The sequence below is a fragment of the Variovorax sp. GW822-FHT04E09 genome (assembly GCF_058800845.1).
The window spans coordinates 254200-274512 of the sequence record NZ_JBXAMR010000003.1 but is presented as its reverse complement, the minus strand read 5'-3'; the positions used below and the strand labels follow the sequence as shown (position 1 = coordinate 274512).

At 70.8% G+C, this 20313-nt stretch carries 13 protein-coding genes and 1 pseudogene; 9 read left to right on the top strand and 5 right to left on the bottom strand.

Annotated elements, in window-relative coordinates; genetic code table 11:
• Window positions 1-2: 2 nt before the first annotated feature.
• Window positions 3-491 (top strand): annotated as a pseudogene (locus AC1RL8_RS13485) (flavin reductase family protein); the annotation flags it as partial.
• A 51-nt stretch (window positions 492-542) separates the two neighbouring features.
• On the top strand, window positions 543-1784 hold the full coding sequence (locus AC1RL8_RS13480; protein WP_492684507.1) for a dienelactone hydrolase family protein: 1242 nt from the start codon (window positions 543-545) through the stop codon (window positions 1782-1784).
• Between the two features lie 55 nt (window positions 1785-1839).
• Here AC1RL8_RS13480 and AC1RL8_RS13475 read toward each other — a convergent pair whose 3' ends face one another.
• The 5 genes from AC1RL8_RS13475 to AC1RL8_RS13455 form a co-directional block, all read right to left on the bottom strand.
• Complete coding sequence (locus AC1RL8_RS13475) at window positions 1840-2199, bottom strand: hypothetical protein (protein ID WP_095746312.1); 360 nt, start codon at window positions 2197-2199, stop codon at window positions 1840-1842.
• A gap of 103 nt (window positions 2200-2302) precedes the next feature.
• Window positions 2303-2686 carry a roadblock/LC7 domain-containing protein gene (locus AC1RL8_RS13470; RefSeq protein ID WP_062469906.1) on the bottom strand — a complete coding sequence of 128 codons (384 nt, stop codon included), beginning with the start codon at window positions 2684-2686 and terminating at the stop codon, window positions 2303-2305.
• Window positions 2687-2736: 50 nt separating this feature from the next.
• Complete coding sequence (locus tag AC1RL8_RS13465) at window positions 2737-3261, bottom strand: GTP-binding protein (protein ID WP_062469903.1); 525 nt, start codon at window positions 3259-3261, stop codon at window positions 2737-2739.
• Window positions 3258-3974 carry a hypothetical protein gene (locus AC1RL8_RS13460; protein WP_492684506.1) on the bottom strand — a complete coding sequence of 239 codons (717 nt, stop codon included), beginning with the start codon at window positions 3972-3974 and terminating at the stop codon, window positions 3258-3260. Before AC1RL8_RS13460 ends, AC1RL8_RS13465 begins: the two co-directional genes overlap by 4 nt.
• Before the next feature lie 348 nt (window positions 3975-4322).
• Complete coding sequence (locus AC1RL8_RS13455) at window positions 4323-5171, bottom strand: plasmid replication/partition related protein (protein ID WP_492684505.1); 849 nt, start codon at window positions 5169-5171, stop codon at window positions 4323-4325.
• 175 nt (window positions 5172-5346) lie between these two features.
• Between AC1RL8_RS13455 and AC1RL8_RS13450 the strand changes: the two genes are divergently transcribed.
• The 7 genes from AC1RL8_RS13450 to AC1RL8_RS13420 all read left to right on the top strand — a co-directional run bounded on the left by AC1RL8_RS13450 (window position 5347) and on the right by AC1RL8_RS13420 (window position 20308).
• On the top strand, window positions 5347-5880 hold the full coding sequence (locus AC1RL8_RS13450; protein WP_159270813.1) for a sigma-70 family RNA polymerase sigma factor: 534 nt from the start codon (window positions 5347-5349) through the stop codon (window positions 5878-5880).
• 39 nt (window positions 5881-5919) lie between these two features.
• On the top strand, window positions 5920-6168 hold the full coding sequence (locus AC1RL8_RS13445) for a FecR/PupR family sigma factor regulator (RefSeq protein WP_159270814.1): 249 nt from the start codon (window positions 5920-5922) through the stop codon (window positions 6166-6168).
• A gap of 159 nt (window positions 6169-6327) precedes the next feature.
• Window positions 6328-6570 carry an MbtH family protein gene (locus AC1RL8_RS13440; RefSeq protein WP_062469889.1) on the top strand — a complete coding sequence of 81 codons (243 nt, stop codon included), beginning with the start codon at window positions 6328-6330 and terminating at the stop codon, window positions 6568-6570.
• A gap of 5 nt (window positions 6571-6575) precedes the next feature.
• Window positions 6576-7319, top strand: a complete 744-nt coding sequence (locus tag AC1RL8_RS13435; protein WP_492684504.1) for a thioesterase II family protein — start codon at window positions 6576-6578, stop codon at window positions 7317-7319.
• The gene (locus AC1RL8_RS13430) at window positions 7297-7998 is read left to right on the top strand and encodes a 4'-phosphopantetheinyl transferase family protein (RefSeq protein ID WP_492684503.1); all 702 of its coding nucleotides are present in this window, start codon (window positions 7297-7299) and stop codon (window positions 7996-7998) included. Before AC1RL8_RS13435 ends, AC1RL8_RS13430 begins: the two co-directional genes overlap by 23 nt.
• 5 nt (window positions 7999-8003) lie before the next feature.
• On the top strand, window positions 8004-13265 hold the full coding sequence (locus AC1RL8_RS13425; protein ID WP_492684869.1) for an amino acid adenylation domain-containing protein: 5262 nt from the start codon (window positions 8004-8006) through the stop codon (window positions 13263-13265).
• Window positions 13265-20308: an SDR family NAD(P)-dependent oxidoreductase gene (locus AC1RL8_RS13420; RefSeq protein WP_492684502.1), complete on the top strand. Its 7044-nt coding sequence runs from the start codon at window positions 13265-13267 to the stop codon at window positions 20306-20308. The genes AC1RL8_RS13425 and AC1RL8_RS13420 overlap by 1 nt, the downstream gene beginning before the upstream one ends.
• Window positions 20309-20313 lie beyond the last annotated feature (5 nt).

The following is a 20313-nucleotide window of genomic DNA, read 5'->3' as shown; positions in this document are numbered from 1 at the left end:
GCTTCGACCGGCGCGACTTCCGCAAGGCGCTCGGCCAGTTCAGCACCGGCGTCACCGTCATCACCACGCGCGCGCTCGACGGGCGCCGCGTGGGCATGACGGCCAACTCGTTCTCGTCGGTGTCGCTCGATCCGCCGCTGGTGCTGTGGAGCCTGGCGCGGCAGGCGCCCAGCGTGGCCGACTTCACCGGCGCGAGCCACTTCGCGATCAACGTGCTGGCCGCGCCGCAGCATCATTTGTCGCGCCAGTTCTCGACGCCGCAGGCCGACAAGTTCGGCGGCGTCGATTGCTGCGAAGGCACGGCCGGCGTGCCGCTGCTCAACGGCGTGCTCGCGCGCTTCGTGTGCCGCAACGTGCGACAGTACGACGGCGGCGATCACCTGATCTTCATCGGCGAGGTCGAAGGCTACGAGCGCTTCGACGGCGAGCCGCTGGTTTTTCACTCGGGCTACTACCAGGTCACGACGCGCCATCCGGAATGCGTACAGTGAGCCCCTGGTTCCCCACGTCCACCTTTCAGCATTGAACGGAGTCACACACCCATGCAGAACAAGGCATCCACCTCCTCGTCGCAAGACATCCGCATCCAGGCCGCCGACGGTAGCGGCAGCTTCGGCGCCTACCTGGCCCTGCCGCGCGGCGGCACCGGCCCGGGCCTCGTGCTCGCGCAGGAAATCTTCGGCGTCAACAAGACCATGCGCGACGTGGCCGACTACTACGCCGAGGAAGGCTACGTGGTGCTCGTGCCCGACCTGTTCTGGCGCCAGCAGCCCGACGTGCAGCTGGGCTACACGCCCGACGACTGGCAGCGCGCCTTCGCGCTGTACCAGGGCTTCGACGAAGCCCTCGGCATGCAGGACATGCAGGCCGCCATCACCGCGCTGCGCCAGCGCCCCGAGGTGCCCGGCGGCAAGGTCGGCGTGCTCGGCTTCTGCTTGGGCGGCAAGCTCGCCTACCTCGCGGCCTGCCGCACCGACGCGGATGTGGCCGTGGGGTACTACGGCGTGGGCATCGACGCCGCGCTCGACGAGGCCGATCGCATCCGCTGCAAGCTCGCACTGCACGTGGCCGAGCTCGACGGCTTCTGCCCGCCCGAGGCGCGCGACCGCATCGTGCATACGCTGCGCGGCCGGCCGAACGTCGAGGTGCACGTGTACCCCGGCGTCGACCACGCCTTTGCGCGCGTGGGCGGCGAGCACTTCCACCGTGCCTCGGCGCTCATGGCGCACGAGCGCAGCGTGGCCGCGCTGAAGTCGGCCATCGGCCCGAACTACGACCTGGCCGCGCTGTGGGACAAGCACTGCGAGTACGAGTTCGGCACCCGCAACGTGGACGACACCATGGGCACCATGGTGGCCGAGCCCTACGTCAACCACATCCCGACCATGACCGGCGGCGTGGGCTACAAGAACCTGCACGCGTTCTATACGAACCACTTCGTGAATAGCAACCCGCCCGACACCTCGCTGGTGCCGATCTCGCGCACCGTGGGCGCCACGCAGGTGGTCGACGAGATGCTGTTCTGCTTCACCCACACCACCGAGATCCCGTGGATGCTGCCGGGCGTGGCGCCCACCGGAAAGCGCGTGGAGATCCCGCTGCTCGCGGTCATCAAGTTCCGCGGCGACAAGCTCTACCACGAGCACATCTACTGGGACCAGGCGAGCGTGCTGGTGCAGGTGGGCCTGCTCGACGCGGCGCTGCTGCCGGTGGCGGGCGTGGAAACGGCGCGCAAGCTGCTCGACGAGACGCTGCCGTCGAACACGCTGCTGACGCGCGCTTGATGCGCGCCTGATGCGTCCGCGCGGCGAAGTTGCCGCGCGGGACGCGGCGGGCTTCTCAGACCGTCATGCCTTGCTCGACGTCGAGCGTCTTGCGGCGCGCCATGGCCAGGTTCGACTTGGTCTTGTCCAGCACCAGGTAGACGAACAGGCCTTCCTTCTTCTGCATCGGGCGGATGATGTGGTACTGCTTGCCGAGCGTGATCAGCATGTCTTCGATGCTGTCGTTCAGGCCGAGGTCGCGCATGGTGCGCAGCTTGGCGCGGACCACTTCGGTGTTGCCGGCGGCGGCCACCTCGAGATCGACGCCCGAGCCGATCTGGCCCAGGATCATGCCGCTGCTCGAATCGACCAGCGCCGCGCACAGGGCGCCGTCGCAGGTCATCAGGTCGTCCATGGATTGCTTGATATTTGCCATCGAAATCTTTCCTAGTCCTCGCCCCTGAAAGTCGGCGGCCACCCGGGCGAAGGGGATGGGTGGCTGCCGGTGTCGAATGGGTGTGGTGCGCCGATGCCCGGCGTCAGGCGTGCTGCAGCAGCTGCGTCGCCTGTTTCGCGAAGTAGAGGACCTGGCCGATGATGGCTTCGCGGCTGGTGACCACGCTCACGATCAGCGTCATCTCGGGATGCCGCGCCTGCAGCATGAGGATGTGGCCGTGCGTGGCCTCGATCGCCACGTTGTCGCAGTGGCCCAGCTGGCTTTCCTCGCCGGCCACGGCGCCCAGCGCGGCCAGCGAACTGGCGATGGCCGACAGGCGTGCGACCTGTGCGGTGTTCTCGACGCGCGCGGCCAGCTCCAGGCCGTCTTCGGTCGAGATCACCACGGCCTTCACGCCCTTGATTTCCCGCATCAGGGTGTCGATGGCCGATTCCGCTGCAAGCCTGATTCTTGGAGTGATGTTCATTGCTGCCTGAATGGAAGGAAAAGGAGAAAAAGAGGGGGCGCGTCCTGCGTTCAGACCTCGAGCTGGAGCAGGAGCAGTTCCAGCAGCTGCACGACCTGCTGCGCATCGGTGACGTTGGCCGGCAGCACCGGGCACACGACGCCCTTGGCCTCCATGCGGCGGGCGTAGGCGTCGATGCCGGGGCTCGGGTGCGTTTCCATGCGGCCCACCGCCACCACGCAGGCGGTCTGCGCGATGAGCTCGGCAAAGCCGTCCAGGTAGATGTCGAGGTCGGCCAGCGGGTCGGGGCGGCTGTTGTCCACCAGGATCACCACGCCGAGCGCGCCGCGCCCCAGGATGCGCCACATGAAGTCGAAGCGCATCTGGCCGGGCGTGCCGTACAGGCGCAGCTTCTCGCCGTTGTCGAGCGTGAGTTCGCCGTAGTCCAGGCCGACCGTGGTGGTGGCCTTGGCCACCGAGGTGTCGCTGTTGCGCACGTCGGTGCTCACGGGCGGGATCTCGCTCACGCCGGCGATGGCCGTTGTTTTGCCGGCGCCCATGGTGCCGGTGAAGAGTATCTTGTGTTCTACGGTCATTGAGGGCCTGACGGCAGCAAGCCGAGTCGGTTCCTGATGCGTGCGAGCAGGCCGGGCTGCACGGTGTCGCGGGCGGGTGCCGGGAAGCGGCTGTCGGGAAAGACGCTGTCGGGGGCCGAAGCAGCCACCAGCGCGCCGGGTGGGGCGGCGCGTTCGAGCAGGCCGGCGCGCTGCAGGTCGGCCAGGAAGTCCGCGCACTCCTGTCGCGTGGCGGGCGAGCGTTGCTGCAGCGACAGCACCGACGCCGGCCGGTTGGACATCAGCGTGGCCAGCCGCAGGCGGATCGGCGCTTCGAGCACGGCCGCGGGCGGCCAGCGCAGCATGCGGAACTCTTCGTGCTCGCCGATCGGCACCTCGGTCATGGCCAGCCCCAGGCCGCGGGCGTGGACCACCATCGCGCCGAGGCGGTTGAGCGCGACTTCCAGCGCATCGGTGTGCAGCGGCAGGGCCAGGAAAGGGCCGCGTTGCGGGTCGGCATGGGCGACGGTCAGCGTGGGCACCGCCGGTTGGGGCGAGGCGGCGGCAAGGGCGACCTGGTCGCCGACGACCCGCAGGTCGGCCTGTTCGGCCTTCCACGACCAGTTCTGGTGCGTGCGGTGGTCGAGCAGCCGGATCAGCGACTTGAGCAGCACTTCTTCGCGGTGCGACAGCCCCTCGACGCTGTAGCTCAGCAGGGCGCGTTGACTTTTGGGAACGGTGTTAACGGCCGTCATGCAGCCTCCGCACCACCGTGCCCATCGGCCGGCCGCTGTGGGGTGTTGCGTTCAACCGCATCGAAAACACCGATTGGAGGCGGCATCGCCGTTCTTTTTGCAACTTAAGCACTCACTGTAAGAAGTTGGACGGAGACGCCGATCGCAACGCTGGCTGGGAGAACTAAAGTGTTTGTTTGGAGGTGGCGTCAAAAATATAACACTTGTTGCAAATAAAAACACAAGATTACGAACAACTGTTTTCAGTGGGTCGCGGACGCGACAAAGCCTCGCGTGCCGTAGCGCGGCGCGCGAGGTTTCAGGGGGCGGTGAAAGGGGCGGGCGGGGAGAAGAGCGCCCGCCGGGGCGTCAGTGCGGCAGTTGCGCCTGCAGCTCGGCCACTTGCCGGCGCAGGTCCGCGTTTTCGGCCGTGAGCTCGGCCACGCGCTGTTGCAGTTGCTGCACGGCGTCGAGCGCCGCCGGTTCGGCGCCTTCTTCGGTGTCGGGCGCCGCTTCGCGCGGCTTGCGCTTGGCCTCGCGCACGCGCTTGGCGGCCTGCTTGAGCTCGTCCTTGCCGGCGTTGGCGGCTGTCACCTGCTCCTCGGCGGGCAGCGAGGCGACGGCCGCGGCCGTGTTGATCGAGATCACGCCCGACTTCACGGCCGCCACCAGCTCGGGCGCGGCCTGCTTCTGGATCTTCTCGATCATCACGACCTGGCTGCTGCTCAGGCGCGCGGCGCGGGCGATGGCCTCGCGGCTGTTCAGCGGCACGGGCGGCGGCAGGGCCTCGTCGGAAGCGGGAGTGGAGGTCGAAGCGGGGGCGTCGTCGACGTCGAAGGGCGGGTCGTCCGCCGTGGTCGGGGTGGTCGGCGTGGCGGCGCTGCTGCGGGCGCGGCGCTCGTCCACGATGTCCTTCTTGCGCAACGCCAGCACGCCGCGCAGGTAGTCCGAGATGCTGCGGCGGCCCAGGTGCTGGTCGATCATCCACAGGTGCACGTCCTGCAGCGTCTTGAAGCGCGTGTTCTGCACGGTCTGGAAGGGCAGGCCGTGCTTTTGGCAGATGCCGTAGCGGTTGTGGCCGTCCACCAGCACGTCGCCCCACAGCACCAGCGCGTCGCGGCAGCCTTCGGTGAGGATGCTGCGTTCGAGGGCTTCGTACTCCTCCGGCGTCAAGGGATCGATATAGGCTTTGAGTTCTTCGTTGACGACGATGTTCATGGGTACGGGTGCGATGTAAGGGGCGGAATTTTAGGTGTCTCGGTTTCGGCCGCTCGAACGTCTAGACAGGGAGAGAGACGAGAAGGCGCCACCGGGAAAAACAGGGCCTTCTTGCGTCATCAAATGGTAATAGTTCTTATTTGCATCTTTGCCCTTGAACACTTCAGGAGTACCCATGGATCTGTCGCTTTCCCCGTCCGCGCCCACGCTGGGGGAGGTCTTCATCGCGAACCGTGCCCAGCTCCAGCGCGTCGCGCAAAAGATCGTCCGCACCGCTGACCTCGCAGACGAAGTGCTGCAGGACGCCTACCTGAAGCTCGCCGACGGCGCTTCGGTGCGCGATGTCCGCAAGCCGCTGGGCTACTGCTGCCAGGTGGTGCGCAACGTGGCGGTCGACTACCACCGCCACCATTCCGTGGAGGCCAGCTACCGCACCTACTGCGACGACGTCGAACTCGTGAGCCCGCCCAGCAGCAACGACGCGCCCGACCGCGTGCTCGGCGGCCGGCAGGCGCTGGTGGCCATCGACCGCGTGCTCGAGGCTCTACCGCCGCGCACCCGCCTCGCGTTCGAACTCAACCGTCTCGGCGGCCTGACCCAGCGCGAGATCGCCACGCGCCTGGGCTGCTCCGCCACGCTCGTGAACTTCATGATCAAGGACGCCGACGCCGCACTCGAAAGCTGCCGCTACCTCGTGCAGGCCGGCTGAGTTTTCCGATGCACCGCATCGGCGCTACGATGGCCGCCGATGAGCAGCAGCCCCAACGACAAGCAAAGCGACCCCACCTGGCAGACCGCCTGGGCGTGGGTCCGCCGCCAGCACGCCGGCGAGGGCGAGCTCGATGCCGCCGCGAGCGCCGAGCTCGCGCAATGGCTCGCCGCCGATCCCGCCCATCGCCAGACCTACGCCGAGGCGGCCCGCCTCTGGCTGCTCGTCGGCCTCGTGCCGCCCGCGCACGACGTCCCTTCGCAGGACGCCGAAGACGCGGCCCGCTAGCCCGCTCCCTCTTTTTTTCGCAGCTCCTGCAGCGGCCCTCGCCGCGGCGCAGCCGTGCACGGTCTGGATGCATGCGGGACTAAACACCCAGCCTCGCGGCGCGTCTTGTATCGCAAGGGCAAACCCTGCCCGTCATTGCACTTACCAAGAGGACCGCCCATGTCTACCAGCTGTTTCGACCGCGAGGACGAGACCTTCATCGTGCTCGTCAACCACGAAGCGCAGTACTCCATCTGGCCGCACTGGAAGGCCGTGCCCGGCGGCTGGACCGCCGTCGACGGCGTCAAGGGCGACAAGAAGACCGTGCTCGACTACGTCGAAGCGCAGTGGACCGACATGCGCCCGAAGTCGTTGCGCGACTGGATGGCTGCTCAGCAGCAACCTGACAACGCCTCCGCCTGACGCGCATGCAGGCCTCGCTGCCCCTGCTGTGCCTGCCCTGCGCGGGCGCCAGCGCCACCATGTACCTGCGCTGGCGGCGTGCGCTGCCGCGCTGGATCGAGGTCGTGCCGGTCGAGCTGCCGGGCCGCGGCGGGCGCCTGGGCGAACGCTTCGTCGACGACTTCGACCGCATGGTCGCGCAGCTGTGCGCCGAGCATGAAGGCGTGCTGCGCGGTCGCTACGCGCTCTTCGGCCACAGCATGGGCGCGTTGCTGGCCTGGGGCATGGCGCAGCACCAGCGGCAACAGCACCGGCCATTGCCGGATGCGCTGATCGTCTCCGGCAGCGCTGCGCCGTCGCTGCGCGACCCTGACCGCTTTCTCGACATCACCGACGACGCGGCTCTCATCGCCGACCTGCGCAAGCAGGGCGGCACGCCCGACGAGCTGTTCGACAGCCCCGAGCTGCTGCGCATGACGCTCGACACCCTCGGCGCCGACTACCGCCTGTGCCGCAGCTTCGTGCACGCCGACCCCGCGCCGCTGCCCGTGCCCCTGCATGTGCTGGCCGGCCGCCAGGACGACATTGCCCCGTGGCGCATGCAGGCCTGGGCCGCCGAGACCGCGCATGCACGCTTCACGCTCGAGGGGTTCGAGGGCGGCCACTTCTTCATCCGCCAGCACGAGACCTCCGTGCTGGCCGCGCTGGCGCGGCACCTCGCGCCGGCGGTGATGGCGGGAGGCGTCGATGCGGCTCGTGCCCTGGCATGACCCGTTGCCGCCGGGCATCGCGTTGCACCGCCTGGACCTGGACCTTGCGGCGAACGATGGCGATGCCTGGGCCGACCTCACGCCCGACGAACGTGCCCGCGCCAATCGCTTTGCCCGCCGCGCCGACCGCGTGCGCTTCGCCCACACCCGCGCCGCCGTGCGCCGCCTGATCGCGCAGCGCCTTGCCTGCCGTCCGGCGGAGGTGCCGCTGTGCGCCGACGCACACGGCAAGCCCTTCGTCGAGGCTGGCAACGACAAGGCAGTGCCCCTCTTCAACATCTCGCACGCCGGCGATCACGCGCTCATCGCGCTGGCCGACCCGGCGCGCGTGCGCTGCGTCGGCGTCGACATCGAAGCCTGCGCGCGCGACCTCATGGCCGACGCCGATGCACTGCTCGCCATGGCCTTCACCGCACGCGAGCAGCGCGAAATCCGCAGCGACGCCGACCTGCCACGCGCCTTCTACCGACGCTGGGTCGGCAAGGAGGCTGTGTTGAAAGCCGCCGGCGTCGGCATGGCCGAACACCTGCAAAGCATCGGCATTCACCCCGACGCCCATGGCGCGCTTGCCGTCGACTGCGCCGTGCCCGCGTGGGCCGGCATCGAAGCGATGGCGCTGTCCGCGCCGCCGGGCTACGCCGCCGCGCTGGCCTGGCACACCAAGGAACAACCCCTGTGAACCCGATGCATCCCGTGGACTTCGTGACCCACCTGCGTGGCCTCGCCGCGCAGCGACCTGACGACATCGCATTGATCGCCATCACCGACCGCGACGGCGCCGCACTCGACACGCCCATCAGCTACCGCGCCCTCGACGCGCGCGTGCGCGGTCTCGCGGCGCACCTGCAGCGGGCCTTCGCGCCCGGCGGCCGCGCGCTCATCATGCTGGACAACAGCGACGACTACGTTGTCAGCTTCTTCGCCTGCCTCTACGCGGGCCTCGTCGCCGTGCCGGTGTTCCCGCCCGAGTCCACGCGCAAGCGCCACCTGGGCAAGCTCGAGGGCATCGCCGCCGACGCGGGCGCCTGCTGCGTGCTGACCCACGCCGCCATCCGCGATGCGATGGCAGGCGTGGCCGACGCCTTCGCGCAGGCCGCGCTCATCGCCGTGGACGAGATCGACGCCACCGGCGCCGACGCATGGCGCCCGCACACGCCGGCCGCCACCGACATCGCCTTCCTGCAATACACCTCCGGTTCCACCTCGGCACCCAAGGGCGTCATGGTCACGCACGCCAACCTGATGGCGAACATGCGCGCGATCGAGGAGGGCCTCTCGGTCTGCACGAGCGACACCTTCGTCACCTGGCTGCCGCTGAACCACGACATGGGCCTCATCGGCGGCCTGCTGCAGCCGATGCATCGCGGTGCGGTCGTGGCGCTGATGTCGCCGCGCTACTTTCTCGAGCGGCCCGTGCGTTGGCTCGAAGCCGTGTCGCGGCTGCGCGCCACGGTCAGCGGCGGGCCCGACTTCGCCTACCGCCTGTGCCTGGACCGCGTGTCCGACGCGCAGTTGCAAAGGCTCGACCTGTCGTCCTGGCGCCTCGCGTTCTCCGGCGCCGAGCCGGTGCGCGCCGACACGCTGCGGTCGTTCCAGCAACGCTTCGCGCCCACGGGCTTTCCGGCCGAGGCGGTGTACCCCTGCTACGGCCTGGCCGAATCGACGCTGTTCGTCACGGGCGGGCACCGCGGCGCCGGCATGGTCGCGCACGCCTTCGACAAGGCGCGCCTGGCGCAAGGCGCCGTGGTGCGCGACGAGGGCGGCGCGATGCTCGTGGGCTGCGGCCGCAGCGTCACGCACCACGCGGTGCGCATCGTCGACACCGCCACGCTGAGCGTGTGCGCCGATGGCGCCGTCGGCGAAATCTGGGCCTCGGGCCCGAGCCTGGGCAGCGGCTACTGGAACAAGCCCGAGGTGTCGCAGCAGACCTTCGTCGTGCACGACGGCACGCGCTGGCTGCGCACCGGCGACCTGGGCTTCGTGCACGACGGCCAGCTCTATGTGGCGGGCCGCATCAAGGACATGATCATCGTGCGCGGCCACAACCTCTACCCGCAGGACATCGAACGCGAAGTGGAGCGCGAGGTGGAAGCCGTGCGCAAGGGCCGCGTCGCGGCCTTCGCGGTCGAGGGGCCGGAAGGCGAGGGCATCGGCCTCGCGGCCGAGGTGTCGCGCAGCATCCAGAAGCTGGTGCGGCCCGAGGTGTTGGTCGAGTCGCTGAGCGCGGCCGTGAGCGAGCAAAGCGGCGAGCCGTTGTCGGTCGTGATGCTGCTCAACCCCGGCGGCATGCCCAAGACCACGAGCGGCAAGCTGCAGCGCGGCGCCTGCCGTCAGGGCTGGATCGATCGCACGGCGGACGCCTATGCGATCTACGCGCACGGTGCTTTCGTGCTCGGCGGCAGCGCCCCTGCAGTCGACACATCCGAAGCCGCTCTCGACGACGTCGAACAGGCCCTCGCCACGATCTGGCACGAGGTGCTGCGCCGCCCCGTCGAACGGCCGCTGGCGCGCGACGCGCACTTCTTCACCCACGGCGGCAACTCGCTCGCCGCGACGCAGGTGGCCGCGCGCATCGGCGAGCGCTGGGACATCGACTTTCCGCTGCGCGCGCTGTTCGAGCAGCCGCGACTGGGCGACCTCGCGCGCGAACTGCGGCGCATGCGGGCACTCGGCCAACGCCGCGCGCACCAGCCGATCCCGGCCCTGCCGGCCGAGCGCCGCACCGGGCTGCTCGCGCTGTCGCATGCGCAGGCGCGCCAGTGGTTCCTGTGGCAGCTCGATCCGCAGAACAGCGCCTACCACGTGGGCGTGGCGCTGCGCCTGTCGGGCGTGCTGGATGCCGACGCAATGAAGGCGGCGCTCGAAGGCCTGCTCGCGCGCCACGAAAGCCTGCGCACCGTGTTCCGCACCGCGGCCGACGGCACGGTCGGCCAGCAGGTGCTGCCGATGGCGCCGCTGGCGCTCGCCCACATCGACCTGCGCGCGCTGTCGGTCGACGAACGTGAAGGTGCCGCCGCCGCGCAGGCGCGCGCGCTGCAGGTCGAGCCCTTCGACCTCGTGGCCGGCCCCGTGCTGCGCGCCGCCTGGCTCCAGCTCGGCGACGCGCAGCACATCCTCGCGATCGTCACGCACCACATCGTTTCCGACGGCGCCTCGCTGCAGTTGCTGCTCGACGACTTCGGCGTGGCCTATGCGGCACACGCGAAGGGCGAGACGCCGTCGCTCGCCGCACCGGCGATCCAGTACGCCGACTACGCCGCCTGGCAGCGCGACTGGCTCGACGCCGGCGAGGCCGAACGCCAGCTGGCCTACTGGCGCACCCAGCTCGGCGACACGCACCCCGTGCTGGCCCTGCCCACGGACCACCCCCGCCACGCGGTCGCCAACTACCGCGCGGCCTCGCATGCCTTCGACCTCGACGCGGCCCTCGTCGCCCGCCTGCACGCCACCGCGCAGGCGCACGGCGCCACGCTGTTCATGGTGCTGCTCGCGGGCTTCCAGGCGCTGCTGCATCGCTACACGGGCCAGCCCGATGTGCGCGTGGGCGTGCCGGTCGCCAACCGCCACCGCCTCGAGACCGCGGGCCTCATCGGCTTCTTCGTCAACACGCAGGTGCTGCGCGCCACGCTGAACGGCCGCACCCCGTTCGCGCAACTGCTGGCCCAGACCCGCGAGGCCGCGCTCGGCGCGCAGGCCCACCAGGACCTGCCGTTCGAACAGCTCGTGGACGCCCTGCAGCCGCAGCGCAGCCTGAGCCACAACCCGCTGTTCCAGGTGATGTTCAACCTGCTGCGCGAAGACACGGCCGTGCTGCGCGGCCTGCCCGGCCTGGCGGTCGACGAGTACCGCATGGACGACAGCGCCGCGCAGTGCGAACTCGCGCTCGACATCCGCGAGCGCGCCGACGGTCAGGTGCGCGCGGTCTTCACCGCGGCGGCCGAGCTGTTCGACGAGGAGACCATCGTGCGCATGGCCGCGCACTACCGCGCGTTGCTCGACGCGCTGACGGCCGACCCGGCCCGTGCCATCGGCGATGCGCCGTGGCTCGCTGCCGAAGAGCAGGCGCAACTGCACACCTGGGGCACGGGCTCATCGCCCGCATCCGCCGCGACACCCGCGCATCGCCTGTTCGAGGCGCACGTCCGCCGCGCACCCGATGCCATCGCGCTGATCGCCGGCGACACCGAACTTTCCTACGCCGCCCTCGACCGCCGCGCGAACCGGCTCGCGCACCGCCTGCTGCGCCAGGGCGTGCGGCCCGATACGCCAGTCGCCGTGGCCGTCGATGCCCCCATCGACCGCGTCGTCAGCCTGCTCGCCGTGCTGAAAGCCGGCGGCACCTACCTGCCGATGGACCCATCGCACCCGCCGCAACGGCTGTCACAGCTGTTGGCCGACAGCGGCGCCGCGCTGCTGCTGACCGGCAGCCGCAGCTCGGTGGACGGACCCGTCACGCGCATCACGGTCGATGACGCATCGCTCGACGACGAACCGAACGAGGCCCCGCAAGTCGCGCTGCACGGCCACCACCTGGCCTACGTGATCCACACCTCCGGCACCACCGGCCGCCCCAAGGGCGTGGCGGTCGCGCACGGCGCGCTGTCGATGCATCTGCAGGCCATGGCCGACATCTGCGGCTTCATGGCGAGCGATCGTTCGCTGCAGTTCGCGCTGCCGCATGTCGATGCCGCCATCGAGCAGTGCCTGCTGCCGCTGACCACCGGCGCCGCGCTGGTGCTGCAGCCGCAGTGGTGCTCGCTCGCCAGCGAACTCGACGCCCTGCTGCAGCGCCACTGCGTCAGTGTGGTCGACCTGCCGCCGGCCTACGCGCGCCAGCTGCTGCAGGACCAGCCACCGTTCCAGCACGCCGTGCGCCTCGCGCTCTTCGGCGGCGAGGCCTGGACCGGCGAAGACCTCGCGCTGGTCCGCCGCGTGCTGCACCCGGCACGCGTCGTGAACGCCTACGGCCCGACCGAGGCCGTGATCACGCCGACCCTGTGGTCTGCCGACGCCGAGGCCATCGTGCAGGGCTACGCCCCCATCGGCCGCCCGGTCGGCCGCCGCACCGCCCATGTGCTCGACGCCGATCTGCAGCCCGTGCCGCAGGGCGTGCCCGGCGAGCTGTACCTCGGCGGCGACGGCCTCGCGCGCGGCTACCTCGGGCGTTCGGCCCTGACGGCCGAGCGCTTCGTCGCCGATCCGTTCGATGCGGCGGGCGGTCGCCTGTACCGCACCGGTGACCTCGTGCGCTGGCGGACCGACGGTCAGCTCGAATACCTCGAGCGCCTAGACCACCAGGTGAAGGTGCGCGGCTTCCGCATCGAACTCGGCGAGGTCGAGGCGCGCTTGCGCGAGCAACCCGGCGTGCGCGAGGCGCTGGTGTGCCTGCACGAGGGCGTGACCGGCCCGTCGCTCGTGGCCTACGTCGCACCCGCTGCAGGCGCATCGCTCGACGCGATCACGCTCAAGACGCAGCTGGCGCAGGCGTTGCCCGACTACATGGTGCCGTCCGCGCTCATGGTGCTCGACAGCTTCCCGCTCGGCGCCAACGGCAAGGTCGACCGCCGCGCGCTGCCCGCACCGGCGGCCGCCGGCACGCCAGGCTACGAAGCCCCCCACGGCGACGTCGCGCAGACATTGGCCGCGATCTGGGCCGAGCTGCTCAAGGTCGCGCAGGTCGGCCTGCACGACAACTTCTTCGACCTCGGCGGCAACTCGCTGCTCGTGATCCGCATGCACCGGCTGGTGGAAGACCGCCTGCAGCCGGGGCTCGCGGTGGTCGACCTCTTCAAGTACCCGACCGTCGGCGCACTCGCCCGCCACATCGAGCAGAAGGGGCGCGGCCCTGCCGCTGCCACCGACGACGCCGCGCAGGCGAAGCAGCGCGCGCAGCAGCAGCGCGCCGCCTTGCTGCAACGCCGCCGACCCACGGAAAGAACCCTCTGATGCACGCGCAAGACGACACCCCGCTTTCTGCCCCCGACACCACGGGCCTCGAGATCGCCATCGTCGGCATGGCCGGCCGCTTTCCCGGCGCGCCCGACGTGGACGCCTTCTGGCGCAACATCCGCGACGGCGTCGAGTCGGTCACCGTCTTCAGCGACGACGAACTGCGCGCGCGCGGCGTGCCCGAGCGCGCGCTGGCCGATCCCGACTACGTGAAGGCCGGCGTGCTGTTCGACGGCTTCGACCGCTTCGACGCCGGCTTCTTCGGCTACTCGCCGCGCGAGGCCGAGCACCTCGATCCGCAGCAGCGCATCTTTCTCGAATGCGCCTGGGAGGCGATGGACCATGCGGGCTGGCCGACCGGCCAGAAGGGCGGGGCGCCCGTCGGCGTTTACGCGGGCGACGGCCCCAACCTCTACCTCATGAAGCACCTGCTGCCCGCCGTCGGCATCGACGCGGGCACCGGCATCGCCGACATGCTGGGCCTCATGAGCGGCAACTCCGCCGGCTCGCTGTGCACGCGCGTGGCCTACAAGCTCGACCTGCGCGGCCCGGCCCTGAGCGTGCAGACCGAATGCTCGACCTCGCTGGTGGCCGTGCACCTGGCCTGCCAGGGCCTGCTGAGCCACGACTGCGACATGGCGCTGGCCGGCGGCGTGTGGCTCAACCTGCTGCAGGACGGCGGCTACCGCTACCAGAACGGCGCGATCCTCTCGCCCGACGGCCACTGCCGCGCCTTCGACGCCCAGGCCGCGGGCACGGTGATCGGCAGCGGCGCGGGCATCGTCGTGCTGCGCCGACTGGCCGATGCGCTGCGCGACGGCGACACCATCCACGCCGTCATCAAGGGCACGGCCGCCAACAACGACGGCGCCGACAAGATCGGCTTCACCGCACCGAGCGTGCAGGGCCAGGCCGGCGCGATCCGCGCGGCGCAGCTGATGGCCGACGTGCCCGCGCACACCATCGGCTATGTCGAGGCGCACGGCACGGGCACCACGCTGGGCGACCCGATCGAGCTGGCCGCGCTCACACAGGCCTTCCGTGCCGATGGCGGCGATGGCGGGCGCTGCGGCTACTGCGCCATCGGCTCGGTCAAGACCAACATCGGCCACCTCGACGCGGCGGCCGGCGTGGCCGGGCTCATCAAGGCGACGCTGGCGCTGCGCCACCGCACGCTGCCGCCGAGCCTGCACTTCGAGCAGCCGAACCCGCAGATCGATTTCGCGAACAGCCCGTTCCGCGTGAACACCGAGGCGCGCCCGTGGCCCGAGGGCGATACGCCGCGCCGCGCGGGCGTCAGCTCCTTTGGCATCGGCGGCACCAACGTGCACGTCGTGCTGGAAGAGGCGCCGTCCGTTGCTGCGTCCGAATCCATGACAGGCTGGCAGGTGTTGCCGCTGTCGACCCGCGGCGCATCCGCGACGCGGCAGGCCGCACAGCAACTGGCCGATCACCTGCGCGCGCACCCCGCGTTGCCGCTCGCCGACATCGCCCACACCCTGCAAGCGGGCCGCCGTGTCTTCGAGCACCGCAGCGCCGTGGTGGCCGACCACGTCGAAGGCGCGGTGCAGATGCTCTCGGCGGGCGAAGGCCTGGCCGTGCGCGCTGCACCTGCGCAGGCGCCCGAGGTGGTCTTCCTCTTCCCCGGTGGCGGCACGCAACACGCGCAAATGGGCCGCGCGCTCTACGAGGACGACGCGGCCTTCCGCGACGACATCGACCGCTGTTGCGCGCTGCTGGAACCCGAGCTGGGTTTCGACCTGTGCACCGTGCTGTTCCCCGCGCCCGGCGGTGAAGCCGAGGCCGACGCGCGGCTGTTCGACATCGCGCTCGCGCAACCCGCGCTCTTCGTCGTCGCCTACGCGATGGCGCAGTGGTGGATGCGCCGCGGCGTGCGGCCCGCGGTGATGATGGGCCACAGCCTGGGCGAGTACGTCGCCGCCTGCCTGGCGGGCGTGTTCCGCCTCGAAGACGCGCTGCGTGTCGCGGCCCTGCGCGGACGCCTGCTGCAGTCGATGCCGCCCGGCGCGATGACCGCCGTGCCGCTGTCGCAAGCCGCGCTCGCGCCCTTCCTGGCGCCGGGCTGCGACCTCGCCGCCGCTAATGCCGAGCAGCTGAGCGTGATCTCCGGCCCGCGCGAGGCGGTCGAGGCCGCCGAGGCGCGGCTGCGCGCGGCGGGCCACCTGCCGCGCCGGCTGCATGTGTCGATCGCCTCGCACTCGGCGATGACCGAGCCGCTGCTCGCGCCGCTCGAAGCGCTCATCGCCTCGGTGCCGCGCCGGCCACCGACGATCCCCTTTGTCTCGAACGTCACGGGCCAACTCATCACGCCCGAAGAGGCCATGAGCCCCGCCTACTGGGCGCGCCACCTGCGCGGCACCGTGCAGTACGCCGACGGCGTGGGCACCTTGCTGCAGGTGCCGGGCCGCGTGCTGCTCGAAGTCGGCCCCGGCGAAACGCTGGCGGGCCTGGCGCGCCAGCATCCGCTGGCCGACACCGCCGCCGGCGTGCTCGCCAGCCAGGCGCATCCGCAGCAACAGGCGCGCAACGCGCAGCAGATCGCGCAGACGCTGGCCCAGCTGTGGGTGGCGGGCGTGGACATCGACTGGGCCGCCTGCCGCACGGGTGCCGCGCGTCGGCGCGTGCCGCTGCCGGCGTATCCGTTCCAGCGCCGCCGCTACTGGGTCGAAGCGCCCAGTGCTGCGAAGGCGCCGCAGCGCACCAACGCCGACGCGTTCTACGTGCCCTCGTGGCAGCGCACGGAGCCGCTGGTCGTCGCACCGTCGGCATCGACCGACGGCTGCCTGCTCGTGCTCGGCGACAGCCGCAGCCTCACGGGCCACCTCGTGCGTCAGCTGCGTGCACAGGGCCGCACCGTGGTGCTGGCCGAGCGCGGCAGCGCCTTCGCGCGCACGGCCCACGGCCACTGGACGCTGCGCCCCGGCGCGCGCGACGACCACGCCCGCTTGCAGACGGAGATCGCGGCCGACTTCGGCGCCATCGCCGGCATCTACCACCTGTGGAGCCTCGACGAGGTGCTGCCCGCGCAGCAGCCGCAGGCCGAACTGCTCGAACGCAGCTTCTTCAGCCTGCTCGCGCTCGTGCAGTCGCTCGAAGCCGGCGAGCGCACGCTGCCGCTCGCCGTCGTCGCCAACCAGCTCGAAGACGTCACCGGCACCGAGCCGCTGTGCCCCGAGAAGGCCACGCTGCGCGGCATCGGCAAGGTGATCGGCCAGGAATACCCGCGCGTGCATTGCCGCCTGATCGACGTCGTGCTGCCCGCGCCCGAAAGCGATGCCGAAGGCCGGCTGGTCGCGCAGATCATGGCCGAGGCCGCAGCGCTGCAGGCCGAGCCCGGCGAGCCGCTGGTGGCCTGCCGTGGCGCGCACCGCTGGATCAAGACCTATGAGCCCGCAACACTGACCGCTGCGGCGCAACCGCGCCTGCGTCGTGAGGGCGTTTACCTCGTCACCGGCGGCTTGGGCGGTGTTGGCCTTGCACTGGCGAAGCACCTGGCCGTGCACTGGCAGGCGCGGCTGGTGCTGCTGGGCCGCACGGCGCTGCCGGCGCGCGCGGATTGGCCGGCGCTGGTGGTGGCCGACAGCACGCCCGCCGCTCTGAAGGCGCGGCTGCAGCAACTGCTCGAACTCGAAACGCTCGGCGCACAGGTGCTCACCGTGTCGGCCGATGTGTCCGATGCCGACGCGATGCGCGCGGCCTTCGCGCAGGCCAATGCCCGCTTCGGCCCGCTGCACGGCGTCGTGCATGCCGCTGGCGATGCGGGCGGCGGCATGATGGCCGGGCGCACGCGCGCTCAAGTCGACACCGTGTTCGCAACCAAGGTGCGCGGCACGCGCGCGCTGCTCGACGCGCTGCGCGGCCAGCCGCTGGACTTCGTGCTGCTGTGCTCGTCCATCTCCAGCGTGGCCGGCGGCCTGGGCATGAGCGACTACGCCGCCGCCAACGCCTACCTCGACGCCGTGGCCGTCGCGCACGAACGGCTCGGCGCGTTCCCGGTGTTCTCGGTCAACTGGGACGCCTGGCGCGGCCTGGGCATGGCCGCGCACATGGACGTGCCCGACGACATTGGCATGGACGGCCCCGAGGGCGCGCGCGTCTTCGAGCGCATCGTCAACGGCCCGGCGCGCGCGCAGACCGTGATCTCGACCACCGACCTGGCCACGCGCCTCGGCCCGCTCGACAACGGCATGCTCGACCTGCTCGGCGACGAGGCACCGGCCGCTGCCGCAGGCGCGGCCTATCCCCGGCCCGCGCTGCAGACCCCGTTCGTCGCGCCGCAGGGCGAGGTCGAGACCGCGCTTGCCGCGCTGTGGACCGAGCGCCTGGGCATCGCGCCCATCGGGGTGGACGACAACCTGTTCGAGCTCGGCGGCGATTCGCTCGTCGCCATCCAGCTGCTGTCGCGCGTGCGCAAGCGCTACGCGACCGAGCTGCACCCCAGCGAGTTCTTCAAGGCGCCGACCATCGCCGGGCTGGCCGCGCGGCTCGGCGTCGTCTCGACCGCCGCCGCGCCGCAGCGCAGCGCGATGGAGATCACGCCCGTGGCGCGCGGTGGTGCGCTGCCGTTGTCGCCGATGCAGCGCCGCCTCTGGCTGGTCGACCGCCTTACCGACACCGCCAACCGCAGCGGCCGCGCGGCCTACAACATGTCGGCCGGCCTCGCGCTGCACGGCGAGCTCGACATCGGCGCGCTGCGCGCCGCCATCGACGCCATCGTGGCGCGCCACGAGGTGCTGCGCACCGTGTTCACCGAGGACGACGACGGCGAGCCCATGGCCGTCGTGCGCCCTGGTGCGCCGCTCGATATTCCCGTGATCGCGCTCGACGACGGCGCGCGCTACGGCCCCCTGTTCGACGAACTGGTGCGTGCACCGCTCGCGCTGGCCGAAGGTCCACTGATCAAGGCCACCGTCGTGCGCATGGCCGCGCGCGAGCATGTGCTGGTGCTCGTGGTGCACCACATCGTGTTCGACGGCTGGTCGATCGCCGTGTTCGCACGCGAGCTGGCCGCGTTCTACGAACGCGCGCGGCGCGGCCAGCCGCTGGCACTGGCACCGCTGCCCGTGCAGTACGTCGACTACGCCGCCTGGTATGCGCGCGCGCTGGTCTCTGAAAGCTTCGCGCCGAAGGCCGCGTTCTGGCGCGAGCGGCTGGCGGGCGCGCCGCAGACCTCGGGCATCAAACCTGACCACCAGCGCCCGGCAGTGCCCACGCACGCCGGCGACTCGGTGCGGCTCACGCTGTCGCCCGCGCTGTCGCAGTCGCTGGCCGCGCTCGCGCGGGCGTCGGACACCTCGCTGTTCACGCTGCTGCTGTCGTCGTTCTTCCTGTTCTTCCACCAGGCCTCGGGCGCGGACGACATCGTCATCGGCACCGACGTCGCGGGCCGCGGCCACCCGGACCTCGAAGGGCTGCTCGGCTTCTTCGTCAACGTGGTGCCGCTGCGCTCGCGCCGTGCGAAGACAGGTGCCGACTTCGCGCACTGGCTGGCCGCCACCAAGGCCGACACCCTGGCCGCGATGGACCACCAGGACGTGCCTTTCGACCGCATCGTCGAGCTGTCGGGCGTGCCGCGTGCGCGCGACCGCAACCCGCTGGTGCAGGTGCTCTTCGTGCTTCAGAACACTCCCGAGATCCGGTTCGCCATCGAAGGCGCCGAGGTCCAGGTGCTGCCCCAGCAGATGAACGAATCCAAGTTCGACCTGGCGGTGTTCGCCAACGAACACGACGGCGCGCTCACCGCCGAGTGGGTGTTCGCCACCGACCTCTACCGGCGGGAGACCGTCGAAACCTTCACCGCTTCGTGGCATGCGCTGCTGGAGCGGATCGTCGCCACACCCGGCCAGCCGATCGGCGCGCTGGCCCCCATGCCCTCGGAGGAATCCATCGCCATGACAAACGCTCCCAACGTCCGCCCGGCCTCGAAACTGGACAAGCTCGGCAAACTTGGAAAGCTCGACGCCCTGGGCGCCGGCCGCGCGCCCGTGCGCGCCGCCGCGCGGCCCGCCGTGCAGACCTCGTTTTTGAAGCCCGGCGCCGAATTTCCCATCGTGCTGCAGGCCACCAGCCCCGAGCTCGACACCGTCGCCTGGGCCAAGGGCCAGGCCGACTACATCGAGATGCTGGTGGCCAGGCACGGCGGCATCCTGTTCCGCGACTTCGGCCTGAAGACCCCGCAGGATTTCGAGGCCTTCGCCGAAGCCATCGAGCCCGAGCTGTACGGCAGCTACGGCGACCTGCCGAAGAAGGAGGGCGGCAAGAAGACCTACCGCTCCACGCCGTACCCCGAGCGCCAGATGATCCTGTTCCACAACGAGAGCGCGCACCTGGACCGCTGGCCGCGCAAGCAGTGGTTCTTCTGCGAGCTGCCGTCGCCCGTGGGCGGCGCCACGCCCATCGTCGACTGCCGCGAAATGCTGCGCCGCCTGCCGGCCGACGTGGTGGCCGGTTTCGAGCGCAAAGGGCTGCAGTACGTGCGCACCTTCACGCCCGGCCTGGACGTGAGCTGGCAGGATTTCTACAAGACCGACCGCCGCGAAGACGTCGAAGCGCGCCTGGCCGCCGCCGGCATCGAATGGCGCTGGTTCGACGGCGACACGCTGCAGACGCGCACCCGCTGCCCCGCCGTGATCCGCCATCCGCTCACCGGCGAGCGCGTGTTCTTCAACCAGGTGCAGCTGCACCACGTCGCCTGCCTCGAGGCGCAGGTGCGCGAAGACCTGCTGGCCATGGGCGGCGTCGAGCGCCTGCCGCGCCACGTGACCTACGGCGACGGCTCGCCCATCGCCGACGACACCATGGCCATCGTCGGCGAGGCCTACGAGGCCTGTGCCGTGCGCTTCGACTGGCGCCAGGGCGACGTCGTGATGCTCGACAACATGCTCGCCGCCCATGCACGCGACCCCTTCGAGGGCCCGCGAAAGATCGTGGTGGCGATGGGCGCGATGTTCGACCGGGCCGCGCTCGACGACGGCGCGCGCGGTGCCGAGTCCCGCCTGGCCGACGAACAAGGCGCCTGAACGAA

Coding starts and splice junctions, on each gene's coding strand:
- AC1RL8_RS13480 (WP_492684507.1), top strand. CDS start 543: ATGCAGAACAAGGCATCCACCTCCTCGTCGCAAGACATCCGCATCCAG.
- AC1RL8_RS13475 (WP_095746312.1), bottom strand. CDS start 2,199: ATGGCAAATATCAAGCAATCCATGGACGACCTGATGACCTGCGACGGC.
- AC1RL8_RS13470 (WP_062469906.1), bottom strand. CDS start 2,686: ATGAACATCACTCCAAGAATCAGGCTTGCAGCGGAATCGGCCATCGAC.
- AC1RL8_RS13465 (WP_062469903.1), bottom strand. CDS start 3,261: ATGACCGTAGAACACAAGATACTCTTCACCGGCACCATGGGCGCCGGC.
- AC1RL8_RS13460 (WP_492684506.1), bottom strand. CDS start 3,974: ATGACGGCCGTTAACACCGTTCCCAAAAGTCAACGCGCCCTGCTGAGC.
- AC1RL8_RS13455 (WP_492684505.1), bottom strand. CDS start 5,171: ATGAACATCGTCGTCAACGAAGAACTCAAAGCCTATATCGATCCCTTG.
- AC1RL8_RS13450 (WP_159270813.1), top strand. CDS start 5,347: ATGGATCTGTCGCTTTCCCCGTCCGCGCCCACGCTGGGGGAGGTCTTC.
- AC1RL8_RS13445 (WP_159270814.1), top strand. CDS start 5,920: ATGAGCAGCAGCCCCAACGACAAGCAAAGCGACCCCACCTGGCAGACC.
- AC1RL8_RS13440 (WP_062469889.1), top strand. CDS start 6,328: ATGTCTACCAGCTGTTTCGACCGCGAGGACGAGACCTTCATCGTGCTC.
- AC1RL8_RS13435 (WP_492684504.1), top strand. CDS start 6,576: ATGCAGGCCTCGCTGCCCCTGCTGTGCCTGCCCTGCGCGGGCGCCAGC.
- AC1RL8_RS13430 (WP_492684503.1), top strand. CDS start 7,297: ATGCGGCTCGTGCCCTGGCATGACCCGTTGCCGCCGGGCATCGCGTTG.
- AC1RL8_RS13425 (WP_492684869.1), top strand. CDS start 8,004: ATGCATCCCGTGGACTTCGTGACCCACCTGCGTGGCCTCGCCGCGCAG.
- AC1RL8_RS13420 (WP_492684502.1), top strand. CDS start 13,265: ATGCACGCGCAAGACGACACCCCGCTTTCTGCCCCCGACACCACGGGC.